This is a genomic window from Nitrospirillum guanabarense (assembly GCF_034653355.1).
In the GTDB taxonomy this organism is placed as follows: Bacteria; Pseudomonadota; Alphaproteobacteria; order Azospirillales; family Azospirillaceae; genus Nitrospirillum.
Window position 1 is genome coordinate 2,512,580 of the sequence record NZ_JAYEER010000004.1, and the last position, 13,100, is coordinate 2,525,679.

A 13,100-nucleotide genomic window follows, 5' to 3' on the forward strand; every position below is an offset into this window, starting at 1 on the left:
CAACGCCCCGGCGCCCGCCGGGAGGGGGTGACGCCCCGGCCCCTTCGGGCTGATGGCCGGCGCGACACCCGAGAGAAGGCGGTTTTTCCATGTCCCGGTACAATGTCAGGGAAAACGAGGCGAAGTGGCAGTCGGCCTGGGCCGACCGGAACAGCTTCGCCGTTTCCGCGGACCCTGCCCGGCCGAAGTATTTCGTCCTGGAGATGTTCCCCTATCCCTCGGGGCGCATCCACATGGGCCACGTCCGCAACTACACCATCGGCGACGTGATCGCCCGCTACAAGCGGGCCAAGGGCTTCAACGTCCTGCATCCCATGGGCTGGGACGCCTTCGGCCTGCCGGCGGAAAACGCGGCATTGGAACGCAACGTCCACCCCGGCAAGTGGACGTACGAGAACATCGCCACCATGCGCGGCCAGCTGCAGTCCATGGGCCTGGCCATCGACTGGAACCGCGAGATCGCCACCTGCCGTCCGGAATATTACCGGCACGAGCAGAAGATGTTCCTGGACTTCCTGAAGGCTGGCCTGGCCTACCGCAAGGAAAGCTGGGTCAACTGGGATCCCGTCGACAACACCGTGCTGGCCAATGAGCAGGTGGTGGACGGTCGCGGCTGGCGCACCGGCGCGCTGGTGGAAAAGCGCAAGCTGTCGCAGTGGTTCCTGAAGATCACCCACTTCGCCGACGACCTGCTGTCGGCCCTGGCCACGCTGGACCGCTGGCCGGAAAAAGTGCGGATCATGCAGGAGAACTGGATCGGCAAGTCCACCGGTCTGCGCTTCCGCTTCCAGCTGACCGCCCCGGAAGGCGTCACCACCAACGTGTTTCAGGGCGAACCCGAGGTCGAGGTGTTCACCACCCGGCCCGACACGCTGTTCGGCGCCAGCTTCGTCGGCATCTCCCCCAACCATCCCATCGCCTTGGCGCTGGCGGAGAAGGACCCGGCCGTGGCCGAGTTCATCGCCGACTGCAACCGCGTCGGCACCTCGGAAGAGGCCATCGAGACGGCGGAGAAGAAGGGCTATGACACCGGCATCACCGCCGAGCATCCCTTCGTGCCCGGCTGGAAGCTGCCGGTCTACATCGCCAACTTCGTGCTGATGGAATACGGCACCGGCGCCATCTTCGGCTGCCCGGCGCATGACCAGCGCGACCTGGACTTCGCCCGCAAGTACGGCCTGAAGGTCACCCCCGTGGTGGTGCCCGAGGGTGAGGACCCGGCGACGTTCGCCGTGGGCAGCGAGGCCTATACCGGCCCGGGACTGCTGCGCAACTCACGGTTCCTGGACGGCATGGACGTGGAGGCCGCCAAGCAGGCGGCCGGGGAGCGCATGGAGGCCATGGGCCGGGGCCAGCGTACCACCATCTTCCGCCTGCGCGACTGGGGCGTGTCGCGCCAGCGCTATTGGGGTTGCCCCATCCCGGTCATCCATTGCCCCAGTTGCGGCCTGGTGCACGTGCCGGAGGACCAGCTGCCCGTCACCCTGCCGGACGACGTGACCTTCGATCAGCCAGGCAACCCGCTGGACCGCCACCCGACATGGAAGCATGTGGCCTGCCCCACCTGCGGCACGGCGGCGGTGCGCGAGACCGACACCTTCGACACCTTCATCGAGTTCGAGCTGGTATTTCCTGCGCTTCGCCAGCCCGCGCGTCGAGAACCAGGCCTTCAACCGGGAGGAGGCGGCCTACTGGCTGCCGGTGGACCAGTACATCGGCGGCATCGAGCACGCGGTGCTGCACCTGCTGTACGCCCGCTTCTGGACGCGCGCCCTGTCCCATGTCGGCTACACCGACCTGAAGGAGCCGTTCGAGGGCCTGTTCACCCAGGGCATGGTGACCCACGCGACCTATCAGGACGCCGAGGGCAAGTGGCTGCTGCCGTCCGACGTGGATGTGGTGGATGGCAAGTCGGTGCAGCGCGAAGGTGGCGGCCCGGTGACCGTCGGCCCCATCATCAAGATGTCGAAGTCCAAGAAGAACGTGGTGGACCCGGCGCACATCATCGACACCTACGGTGCCGACGCCGCCCGCCTGTTCATGCTGTCCGACAGCCCGCCCGACCGCGACCTGGAATGGACCGAGGCCGGCATCGACGGCGCCTGGCGCTTCATCAACCGCCTGTGGCGTCTGGTGACGGAGCCGTCCGTGGCCTTGCCGCCCGCCGGTACGCCCATCCCGGCCGAACTGTCCCCGCTGGCCACCGATGCGCGCCGCATGGTGCACAAGACCGTGGCCGCCATCGGCGAGGATCTGGAACGCTTCCGCTTCAACAAGGCCGTGGCCCGCATCCGTGAGCTGTCCAACGCCCTGGAAAAGCTGGATGCCAAGGCGGGAGCCGACACGGGTGACGCCGCCGTGCTGCGTGAGGGGCTGGAGGTGCTGGTGCGCCTGATCGGCCCGATGATGCCGCACCTGGCGGAGGAGTTGTGGTCCGTGCTGGGTCATGACACCCTGCTGGTCGATTCGGTGTGGCCGGTGGCGGATGAGGCCCTGGCGACCGAGGACACCGCCACCGTGGCGGTGCAGGTCAACGGCAAGCTGCGCGCCACCCTGCACCTGCCCAAGGACATCGCCAAGGAAGAGGCCGAGGCGCTGGCCCTGGCGGAGCCCAACGTGCAGCGCGCCCTGGAGGGAAAGCCCGTGCGCAAGGTCATCGTCGTGCCCAACCGGGTGATCAATGTTGTCGTCTGACGGCGTCCTCAAGACCGCCGTCCGCAAGGCGGTGGTGGGAGCGATCCTGGTGGCCGGGCCCCTGGCCCTGTCCGCCTGCGGCTTCCATACCGTCTATGGCGACCACAGCCTGTCGGGCAAGCCATCGACCCGGATGCAAATGGCGTCGGTGTCGATCGACATCATCCCCGACCGCGTCGGCCAGATCTTGCGCAACGACCTGATCGACCGGTTCTACCAGGACGGCGGCCGTCCGGCGAAACCCGACTACCGCCTGAACGTGCGCCTGAACTCCTACAAGGAAGATCTGGGCATCCAGCGCGACGCCACCGCCACCCGCGCCCGCTTGCACGTCCTGGCCGATTATCAGCTGATCGACAACAAGACGGGCAAGACGCTGTACCGCACCTCCAGCCGGTCCATCGTCAGCTACGACATCTCCGAGGCGCAGTACTCCACCATGGTCACGGAACAGGACGCCTATGACCGCGCCCTGACCGAAGTGGCGGAGGAAATCACCACCCGCCTGGCGCTGTACTTCGACCGTGGGTCGGTGGTGCAGGCGACCAAGGACCAATAAGTCCTTTTAGTCTCAATCGCGTACAGGGGCCGCTTCCATCCGGGGCGGCCTTTTCCGCTCCTGGGAGGCGTCCTTGAAGGTCCAGCCCCGCAACGCCGATGGTTTCTGCAAGCGTCCCGATCCCGGCATCATCGCCGTGCTGGTCTACGGTCCCGACACCGGCCTGGTGCGGGAACGGGGCCAGGCCCTGGCCCGCGCCGTCGTCAGCGACCTGCAGGACCCCTTCCGCGTCAGCGACCTGAAAGCCGACCAGATCAGCGGCGACGGCGCCCGCCTGAATGACGAGATGGCGGCCATCGCCATGACCGGTGGCCGCCGGCTGGTGCGGGTGCGCGACGCCGACGAGTCGGTCACCGTGGCCTTCCAGGCCTTGCTGAAGCAGCCACCCAGCGGCGACACCCTGTGCGTGGTGGAGGCAGGCGACCTCGGCAAATCCAGCAAGCTGCGCGCGCTATTCGAGTTGGATGACAAGGCCGCCGCCATCGCCTGCTATGTGGAGGAGGAGGGGGAGCTGGCGGTGACCATCGGCCGCATCCTGGGGGAGCATAAGCTGACCATCGACACCGATGCCCGCGACTGGCTGGCCGCCAACCTGGTGGGCGACCGCGCCGTGGCCCGGGGGGAGGTGGACAAGCTGGCCATCTACATGATGGGCGCCAGCCGCGTGACCCTGGAGGACGTGCGCACCGTCATCGGCGACAGCGCCGCCCTGGACATGGATGAGCCGGCCCTGGCCGCCGCCGACGGCGACATCGCCAGCATCGACCGGGCGCTGGGCCGCTTGTTCGCGGAGGGGACCAGCCCTGTCCCCATCCTGCGCAGCGCCCAGCGCCACTTCCAGCGCCTGCAGATGGCTGTCTACCACACCACCCGTGGCCAGACGGCGCAGCAGGCGGTGAAGGCCCTGCGGCCACCGGTGTTCTTCAAGATGGAAAACCAGATGACCAACCAGGTGCGGCGCTGGAACCTGCCCAACCTGGCCCTGGCGCTGGACCGCCTGATGGATGCGGAAGCCGACTGCAAGCGCACCAACATGCCGGATGAAACCCTGTGCGCCCGCGCCTTCTTCCAGGTGGCGCAACTCGCCCGCAGGTCGGGCGGCTGATTCCGACCCCAAACAAAAAGCGCCGGCAGTGCTGTCACTGCCGGCGCTTTTGTTCCTGGGATTGCCCATGTGGGTCTCAGTGCTGGTGCTTTAGGCGTGCCAGAAGCCCGTCCAACTGATCCAGGTTGCTGTAGTGCACTGTCAGGCTGCCCGCCTGACCCTTGGCCTTTAGCGCCACCTTCAGGCCCAGTTCAGCCGCCAGTTCCTTTTCCAGGGCCAGGGTATCGGCGGTTTTGGGGGCAGGGGCGGAACGGGTGGCCGGGTTGGCGGCGTCCTTCACCAGCTGTTCCGTCTGGCGGACGTTCAGGCCGCGCTTCACCACTTCACGCGCCAAGGCGAGGGGATCAGCGGCCGTCAACAGGGCGCGGGCATGGCCCATGGTCAAGCTGCCGTCCTGCACCAGCGCCTTCACGGCGTCGGGCAGGGCCAGAAGGCGCAGCATGTTGGCCACGTGGCTGCGGCTCTTGCCCACGGCGCGGGCCAAGTCTTCCTGCGTATGCTGGAATTCATCCATCAGGCGCTGAAAGCCCTCGGCCTCTTCCAGGGGCGTCAGGTCCTGGCGCTGGATGTTCTCGACCAGCGCGATTTCAAGGGCCTCGCGATCGGTCAGTGACCGCACCACCACCGGCACCTCGTGCAGGCCCGCCAGCTGGGCGGCGCGCCAGCGGCGCTCACCCGCGATGATCTCGTAGCGGGCGTTGCCGCCGGGTGCCGCTTCCTCGACCTTGCGCACCAGGATGGGCTGCAGCACGCCGCGCTCGCGGACGCTGTCCACCAGGCTGCGAATGGCCTCTTCATCGAAATGGCGGCGCGGCTGATAGCGGCCGGGGTGCAGCAGTTCGATGGGCAAAGTCCGGGGCGGACGTCCCTTTTCCACCGGCTCCTGCTCGTCCGCCACCTCGGCAAACAGCGCGGACAGGCCGCGCCCCAGGTTGCTGCGCTTCTTCATCTCATCCATGGACTGACTGCCGGTTACGCTCACGCTTCAGAACCTCTCCCGCCAAATGAATATAAGCCTGGGCGCCCGCCGACTTCAGGTCATAGAGCAGCACGGGCTTGCCGTGGCTGGGCGCCTCGGAGACGCGGACATTGCGGGGAATGACCGTCTCATACACTTTCTCGCCGAAGAAGCCGCGCACGTCGGCGGCCACCATGTCCGACAGGTTGTTGCGCCGGTCGAACATGGTCAACACCACGCCCTGGATTTCCAGGGCCGGGTTGAAGGTGCGCTTCACCCGCTCAATGGTGCGGATCAGTTGCGACAGGCCTTCCAGGGCATAGAACTCACACTGCAATGGCACCAATACCGAATCGGCCGCCGCCAGGGCGTTCAGGGTCAGCAACCCCAGGGCTGGTGGGCAGTCGATCAAGATATAGTCATAGTCAGCGGATGCCTGAGACAGGGCGTCGCGCAGGCGGAACTCGCGCCGCTCCAGCTCCACCAGTTCCAGTTCCGCGCCCGACAGGTCGGCCGACGCGGTGACCACGAACAGCTTGGGGATGCTGGTGCCACGCACCGAAGCCTCCACCGTCGTCTCGCCGAACAGCAGCTCATAGGTCCCGGTGCCGCGTTCCGTCCGGCCGATGCCCAGCCCGGTGGAAGCGTTACCCTGGGGATCGTTGTCCACGATCAGCACGCGCTTGCCCGTGGCCGCCAGGGCCGTGCCCAGGTTGATGGTGGTCGTGGTCTTGCCCACGCCGCCCTTCTGGTTGGCAAGGGCCAGGATGCGCGCACGCTTGGGCGCGAGGGTCGGGGCGTCAGCGGGCACGGGCAATCTCACCAAGGATAAGGATGGTCCCCGACGGATCGGTCATACTGGGGACTTGGGAGACGGTCATTGTCCAGGATTGGGCGGCGAGGGTCAATTCCTCGGGGGCCGTCCTGCCCTTCAGGAAGAGGCCCTTGGCCCCCGGCTTCAGGAAACGGTAGCCCCAGTCCAGAAGTTCCGGCAGCGCGGCCAGCGCACGGGCCGTGACCACGTCGGCCGCGATCTCCGGCGCCTGTTCGATGCGCTGGGCATGCACGGTCACCTGGGTTCCCGTCGACCGCGCGACCTCACGCAGGAAGGTGGCCTTGCGCGTGTCGCTCTCGATCAAGTGGACATCCGGCACACCCAGGATGGCCATGACCAAGCCCGGGAACCCAGCGCCGCTGCCCATGTCCACCTGCGTACGCGTGCCCGGGGGCAGCAGGGCGTACAGCTGGGCGCTGTCCGCCATGTGGCGTTCCCAGACATCCGCCACGGTGGACTTGGCCACCAGGTTGATGGCGGGGTTCCACTTGGCCAATAACTGGGCATAGACGGTGAGCCGGTCCAATGTTTCACGTGAAACACGGAACCGGCTGGCGAAATCGGCTGGGGTCATGCGGCACTCGTGGTGTCGTCGGTGTTGGCGGTGCCATTGGCCAAGCGGGCAGGGCGCTTTTTGACGTGGCGCAGCAAGGCGGTGAGCGCCGCAGGCGTCATGCCGGGGATACGGGCGGCGGCGCCCAAGGTGGTGGGACGCACCTGGCGCAGCTTGGTGCGGATTTCCGCGGACAGCGAGGCGATAGCGTCCACGTCAAGGTCCGCCGGCAGGGCCAGGGCCTCATCCCGGCGGAAGGCGTGGATGTCAGCCTCCTGCCGGTCGAGATAGCCGGCGTAGCGGCCATCGATCTCCACCTGCTCGGCGATTTCCGGCGAAAAGCCGTTCAGCTCCGGCCAGATGACGCCCAAGCGGGCCAAATCGATATCCGGATAGCGCAACAGGTCGGTGACGCTGCGGCGAACGCCGTCCTGGTTGATGGTCAGACCATGCTTGGCCAGTTCATTAGGCGTCGCGGACAGGGTACCGGCCAGGTGACGGGCATGGTCCAGGGCCGCCAGCTTGGCACCGAAGGCAGCAGCGCGCATCTCACCGACACAGCCCAGCGACAGGCCGCGCGGCGTCAGGCGTTGGTCCGCGTTATCGGCGCGCAGCAACAGGCGATACTCCGCCCGGCTGGTGAACATGCGATAGGGCTCCGACGTGCCCCGTGTGATGAGATCGTCGATCATCACGCCGATGTAGGATTCGGCACGATCCAGCACGAAGGGGGCGGACCCGGACACGGCCAGGGCCGCGTTCAGGCCGGCCACCAGGCCCTGGGCCGCCGCCTCCTCATATCCTGTGGTGCCGTTGATCTGCCCGGCCAGGAACAGGCGGGGCAGGCGGCGCGTCTCCAGCGTCGGGCCCAGCTCGCGCGGGTCGACGTAATCGTATTCGATGGCATAGCCCGGGCGCAGCATGGTGACATGCTCCAACCCCGGGATGGCCTTCAGGATCTCCATCTGCACATCGCGGGGCAGGGAGGTGGAGATGCCGTTGGGATAGACGGTGTCGTCGTCCAGACCCTCGGGCTCCAGGAAAATCTGGTGTCGCTCCTTGTCGGCGAAACGGACGATCTTGTCCTCCACCGACGGGCAATAGCGCGGGCCGATGCCCTCGATCTGCCCGGAATACATGGGCGCGCGGTGCAGGTTGGCGCGGATGACTTCGTGTACGCGGGTGCTGGTCCAAGTGATGTGGCAGGGCACCTGCGGCGTGGTGATCTTGTCCGTGAGGTAGGAGAAGGGTGGGGGCGGATCGTCGCCCGGCTGCATCTCAAGACTGGCCCAGTCGATGGTGCGGCCATCCAGGCGCGGTGGCGTGCCGGTCTTGAGCCGACCCAGGGGAAAGCCCACGCGCAGCAGGGTGTCGGACAGGCCCAGGGCCGGCGCCTCACCCACGCGGCCGGCGGGAATCTTTTCCTCACCGATGTGGATCAGGCCGCGCAGGAAGGTGCCGGTGGTCAGCACCACGGCACCGGCCAGGATCGTCTCCCCCGCAGCGGTGACGATACCGGCCACGCGGCCACTGGCGTCTATCACCAGATCCTCGACGGCGGCGGCCACCAGGGTCAGGTTTTCCTGCTCGGTCAGGATGGCCTGCATGGCCTGGCGGTATAGCTTGCGATCCGCCTGGGCGCGGGGCCCGCGACCGCCGGGCCCTTGGATTTGTTCAGCACCCGGAACTGGATGCCGGCACGGTCGGTCACCCGGCCCATGACGCCGTCCATGGCATCGATCTCGCGGACAAGGTGGCCCTTGCCCAAGCCGCCGATGGCCGGGTTGCAGCTCATCTCCCCGACCGTGTCGAGGCGATGGGTGTACAGGGCGGTGCGGGCGCCCAGCCGCGCGGCGGCGGCGGCGGCTTCGCAACCGGCATGGCCGGCGCCAACCACGATGACGTCATAGGTGTGCATGGCGCCGGACTTTAGGGGTGGGGGCCTCATGAGTCAAAGGGCGCCAAGGGATGACCGCCATGATTCAGCGGCACCTCGCCGACGTTTCACGTGAAACATCCATTTTCGGACTCTCAGGCGCCGGCGGATGCAGTCGCATCCCACAGCGGCACGACCATCATGCCGCTGAATAACGTCACTTCCCGATGCAGAAATCCCGGAAGATCACGTCCAACAGATCCTCCACATCCACCCGCCCGGTGATGCGCCCCAGGGCGCGGGCGGCCAGGCGGACGTCTTCCGCCGCCAGTTCCGGCAAATCGGCCCGCAGTGCCCGGGCCAGGGCGGCCCGGCAATCCTCCAGCGCCTGGCGATGCCGGGCGCGCGTGAGAGAAGGGGCGGCGCCCGGCATCAGGCGCTCCCCCACAATGCGCTGCACGGCGGCCAGCAGCTCGGCCAGCCCCTCGCCGGTGGCGGCGGAGACGGCGAGGGCGGTGCGCCCCGCCACCATGGACGGCACATGGGTGCAGAGGTCACGCTTGTTCAGCACCACCAGCGCGTCGCCGTCGGCCAGGGCCAGCGTGGCCTCCGCCATATCGCCGATGTTCCACGTGGAACAATCCAGCACCAGCAGCTTCAGGTCGGCCTTTTCCGCCCGGGCCAGCGCGCGGCGGATGCCCTCGCGCTCGATCTCATCGGCGGCGTCGCGCAGGCCGGCGGTGTCGGCCAGGATGACGGGGAAGCCACCCAAATCCAGGTTCACCTCGATGACGTCGCGCGTCGTGCCGGCGGTGGAGGAGACGATGGCCGCGTCGCGGCGCGCCAGCGCGTTCAGCAGGCTGGACTTGCCGGCATTGGGCGCGCCCAGGATGGCGATGGAAAAGCCATCGCGCAGACGCTCACCGCGATGATCGTCGGCCAGGTGGGCGCCGATCTCCTGGTACAGGCCGGTCAGGACCGGGACCACCGCCGGCGCCAAGCCGTGCGGCAAATCCTCATCCGGGAAATCGATGTCAGCCTCCAGGTGGGCCAGGGCCCGCACCAGGCGATGCCGCCACCCCTCGTATAGGGCACCCAGCGCGCCCTCCATCTGGCGCAAGGCCTGGCGCCTCTGGGCCGCCGTCTCGGCATCGACCAGGTCGGCGATGGCTTCCGCCTCGGTCAGGTCCAGCTTGCCGGCTTCGAAGGCGCGGCGGCTGAATTCCCCCGGTTCCGCCACGCGCAGGCCCTGGCCGGTCAGGGCCTCGCTGGCGGCGGCCAGCACGGCGCGGCCGCCATGCAGATGCAGCTCCGCCACGTCCTCACCCGTGAAACTGTCCGGCGCCGGAAACCATAGCACCAGCGCCTGGTCGAAGACCTCGCCATCCTTGCCCGTCAATCGGGCCAGGGTGGCGCGGCGGGCTGGGGGCAGGGACCGCCCGGTCAGCGCGGACAGGGCGGGGCCCGCCGCCGGACCGGACAGGCGGATGACCTGGACACCGCCCCGTCCGGGGGCGGAAGCCAGGGCGAAAATGGTGTCGCCAAAAACGGTGCTTGGGCTGTAGAGGGACATGGGGGAGTAAGGTCAGTCTGCGGCGGCGGCTTTGCGGGCGCGCTGCGCCGGCACTTTCTCATCCGGATATAGCATCAAGCGGTCCACCCGGCCGCCCTCCACCAGGTGCGTCTTCACAATTTCATCAACGTCGCCGGTGGAGGCGCAGGTGTACCAGACGCCTTCCGGATAGATCACCAGCGTCGGCCCCAGTTCGCACCGGTCCAGGCACCCGGCGGCGTTCACCCGGACCTTCTTGCCCAAGCCGGCCTCCTTGGCGGCGGCCTTCATATGGTCGCGCAGGGCTTCGGAGCCCTTTTCCTTGCAGCAGCCCCGGGGATGGCCCGGCGCCCGCTCATTGGTGCAAAAGAAAACGTGACGGTCGAAATAGGGTGCGGGATCGGTCACTTCGCGTCCTTGCCCCCGCCCATGGCGGAGGTCATCTGGTTCCACATCATTTTCTGCATCTGCTCGAAGCCCTGGATGCCCACCGGCAGCCAGGTCTTCAGCAAGGCGTCCGGGTCCATGGCGGCCAGGTTGGCGCTAATACGGTCCTGCATCTGCCGCATCAGGGCGTCCTGCATGGGCTTCACGTCCGGCAGACCCAGAAAAGCACGGGCCTCTTCCGGGGTGCAATCGACGTCGACGGTGATTTTCATGGGGGCAGACCTTCCTGTTCGGTTGGACTCTAAAGGCGCATGCCGCGGCACTAACAGGGATATACGCCCGGAATAACGCCTCTTTTTTCTGATCTTCACTGTAGCGGAGGCTACAGTGGGGGCAAAGCGGCACTGGACATTCAACGACCGCATCATTCAGCCAGAAGAGCGTGGAACCCCATGGCGGCACCGGACACGACACAAGCGGCGGCGAACCTTTTGGTTCACGAGACCAGCCCCTACCTGCTGCAGCATAAGGACAACCCGGTGCACTGGCGCGCCTGGGGCCCCGAGGCGTTCGCCGAGGCCCAGGCCCTGGGCAAGCCCGTCCTGCTGTCCGTGGGCTATGCGGCTTGCCATTGGTGCCACGTCATGGCCCATGAAAGCTTCGAGAACGAGACCATAGCCGCCTTGATGAACGAGCTGTTCGTGAACATCAAGGTGGACAGGGAGGAGCGGCCGGACGTGGACCAGGTCTACCAGCAGGCGTTGTCCCTGCTGGGCCAACAGGGAGGCTGGCCGCTGACCATGTTCCTGACACCGAAGGGTGAGCCGTTCTGGGGCGGCACCTATTTCCGCCCGCCACCCGGTACGGCCGGCCGGGATTCCCCGACGTGCTGCGGGGGGTGGCCGAGACCTATGCCCAGGACCCGGGCAAGATCGGCCGCAACGTGAAGGCCCTGGGCGACGCGCTGACCCGCCTGTCACAGGGCAACCCGGGCGAGGCGGTCACGGTGGGCGCGCTCAACGCCGTGGCCGACCGCCTGGTGCGCGAGGTCGACCCCTTCCTGGGCGGCATCAACGGCGCGCCCAAATTCCCGCAGCCCGGCATTTTCGACCTGCTGTGGCGGGCCCATCTGCGCACCGGCCGCACCGACCTGCGCGACGCCGTCACCACCACCTTGACCCACATGGCCAACGGCGGCATCTACGACCACTTGGCCGGGGGCTTCGCCCGCTATTCCACGGACGAGCAGTGGCTGGTCCCGCATTTTGAGAAGATGCTGTACGACAACGCCCAACTGGTGGCGCTGATGACCCAGGTGTGGCAAGGCACCCGGGACCCGCTGCTGGAAGTCCGCGTGCGCGAAACCGTGGGCTGGCTCCTGAACGAGATGAAGGTGCCCGGCGGCGCCTTCGGCGCCACACTGGACGCCGACAGCGAGGGGGAGGAGGGCCGCTACTACGTCTGGACCAAGGCGGAGGTCGACCGCCTGCTGGGCGACGACGCCGCGCTGTTCTGCGCCCACTATGACGTGACCGAGCTGGGCAACTGGGAAGGCCACACCATCCTGAATCGCCGGACGCCGCTGGCACCGGGCAGCGCTGAAGAGAACCGGCTGGCCCACGCCCGCGCCCGCTTGCTGAAGGCCCGGGCCCTGCGCATCCGCCCCGGCTGGGACGACAAGGTGCTGGCCGACTGGAACGGCCTGATGATCGCGGCCTTGGCCCGCGCCGGCTTCGTCTTCGAGCAGCCCGGCTGGATCGAGGCCGCCATCGACGCCTACCGCCATGTTGTAACAAGCCTGGGCCATACTGGCCCGGACGGGCTGGATCGCCTGTACCACAGCGGCCGCGGCGGCAGGGCCCGCCACGCCGGCCTGCTGGAAGATTACGCCAACATGGGGAAGGCCGCCCTGACCCTGCATGAGATCACCGGTGACGTCGCCTTCCTCGATCAGGCCGTGCGCTGGACGAACACCCTGGACCGCCATTTCTGGGATGAGGCCGACGGCGGTTATTACACCACGGCCGACGACGTGGGCGACCTGCTGGTCCGCCCGCGCAACGCCCATGACAACGCCGTGCCCGCCGGCAACGGCACCCAGCTGGGCAACCTCACCCGCCTGTGGCTGCTGACCGGCCAGGACCGCTATCGTGCCCGGGCCGACACGGCGATGTCCGCCTTCAGCGGGGAATTGGGCCGCAATTTCTTCCCGCTTTCCACCTTCCTCAACATGGCCGAGATGCTGCTGAACGGCGTGCATGTGGTGCTGTTGGGGGAGGGCGATGACCTGGAGTTGTTCAACGCCGTCCTGCGCAACCGGTCACGACCCACCCTGGTGGTCAGCCGCCTGGCGCCGGAACAAAATTTGCCGGAACCGCACCCGGCGGCGGGCATGGCCATGGTTAATGGCCAGGCCACCGCCTATGTCTGTCAGGAGATGCGGTGTTCTCTGCCGGTGACCACGCCCGAAGCGCTGGCCGATCTGCTCGCCGCCAGCGCTTCCGGTCCTTGATCCGGGCCTATGACCGCCATCACGGTGACAGGGCCCCGCCTAATCGTTAATATGAGTCCATTAAGAAAC

General features: G+C 67.4%; 10 protein-coding genes and 2 pseudogenes. 5 read left to right on the top strand and 7 right to left on the bottom strand.

From position 1 onward, the window contains the following. Positions 1-89: 89 nt before the first annotated feature. The 3 genes and pseudogenes from leuS (at position 90) to holA (ending at position 4,358) form a co-directional block, all read left to right on the top strand. Positions 90-2,694 (top strand): annotated as a pseudogene (leuS, locus tag UAA55_RS29805) (leucine--tRNA ligase). Then, positions 2,681-3,253 (top strand): LPS assembly lipoprotein LptE, encoded by a 573-nt coding sequence (gene lptE / locus UAA55_RS29810; protein WP_322957403.1) that lies wholly within the window; start codon positions 2,681-2,683, stop codon positions 3,251-3,253. The pseudogene leuS and the gene lptE overlap by 14 nt, the downstream one beginning before the upstream one ends. A 73-nt stretch (positions 3,254-3,326) precedes the next feature. Then, positions 3,327-4,358, top strand: coding sequence for a DNA polymerase III subunit delta (holA, locus tag UAA55_RS29815; protein WP_322957407.1), 1,032 nt, complete (start codon positions 3,327-3,329; stop codon positions 4,356-4,358). A 76-nt stretch (positions 4,359-4,434) separates the two neighbouring features. On the opposite strand, the gene UAA55_RS29820 is transcribed toward holA, so the two are convergent. The 7 genes and pseudogenes from UAA55_RS29820 to UAA55_RS29850 all read right to left on the bottom strand — a co-directional run bounded on the left by UAA55_RS29820 (position 4,435) and on the right by UAA55_RS29850 (position 10,791). Next, positions 4,435-5,316, bottom strand: a complete 882-nt coding sequence (locus UAA55_RS29820) for a ParB/RepB/Spo0J family partition protein (RefSeq protein WP_322957795.1) — start codon at positions 5,314-5,316, stop codon at positions 4,435-4,437. Beyond that, positions 5,309-6,127, bottom strand: coding sequence for a ParA family protein (locus tag UAA55_RS29825; protein WP_322957409.1), 819 nt, complete (start codon positions 6,125-6,127; stop codon positions 5,309-5,311). Before UAA55_RS29825 ends, UAA55_RS29820 begins: the two co-directional genes overlap by 8 nt. Next, entirely contained in the window at positions 6,117-6,725 is a 609-nt protein-coding gene (gene rsmG, locus UAA55_RS29830) for a 16S rRNA (guanine(527)-N(7))-methyltransferase RsmG (RefSeq protein WP_322957410.1), read from the bottom strand. Before rsmG ends, UAA55_RS29825 begins: the two co-directional genes overlap by 11 nt. After that, positions 6,722-8,622: pseudogene (gene mnmG, locus UAA55_RS29835) on the bottom strand (tRNA uridine-5-carboxymethylaminomethyl(34) synthesis enzyme MnmG). Before mnmG ends, rsmG begins: the two are co-directional and overlap by 4 nt. Before the next feature lie 175 nt (positions 8,623-8,797). Continuing rightward, entirely contained in the window at positions 8,798-10,153 is a 1,356-nt protein-coding gene (mnmE, locus tag UAA55_RS29840) for a tRNA uridine-5-carboxymethylaminomethyl(34) synthesis GTPase MnmE (RefSeq protein WP_322957412.1), read from the bottom strand. Positions 10,154-10,165: 12 nt separating this feature from the next. Continuing rightward, positions 10,166-10,540: a (2Fe-2S) ferredoxin domain-containing protein gene (locus tag UAA55_RS29845; RefSeq protein ID WP_322957414.1), complete on the bottom strand. Its 375-nt coding sequence runs from the start codon at positions 10,538-10,540 to the stop codon at positions 10,166-10,168. Continuing rightward, on the bottom strand, positions 10,537-10,791 hold the full coding sequence (locus tag UAA55_RS29850; protein ID WP_184807394.1) for a DUF6489 family protein: 255 nt from the start codon (positions 10,789-10,791) through the stop codon (positions 10,537-10,539). Before UAA55_RS29850 ends, UAA55_RS29845 begins: the two co-directional genes overlap by 4 nt. A 180-nt stretch (positions 10,792-10,971) precedes the next feature. On the opposite strand from UAA55_RS29850, the gene UAA55_RS29855 reads away from it, so the two are divergent. After that, positions 10,972-11,466, top strand: a complete 495-nt coding sequence (locus UAA55_RS29855) for a thioredoxin domain-containing protein (protein WP_322957415.1) — start codon at positions 10,972-10,974, stop codon at positions 11,464-11,466. Further along, the gene (locus tag UAA55_RS29860) at positions 11,406-13,031 is read left to right on the top strand and encodes a thioredoxin domain-containing protein (protein ID WP_322957416.1); all 1,626 of its coding nucleotides are present in this window, start codon (positions 11,406-11,408) and stop codon (positions 13,029-13,031) included. The genes UAA55_RS29855 and UAA55_RS29860 overlap by 61 nt, the downstream gene beginning before the upstream one ends. Positions 13,032-13,100 lie beyond the last annotated feature (69 nt).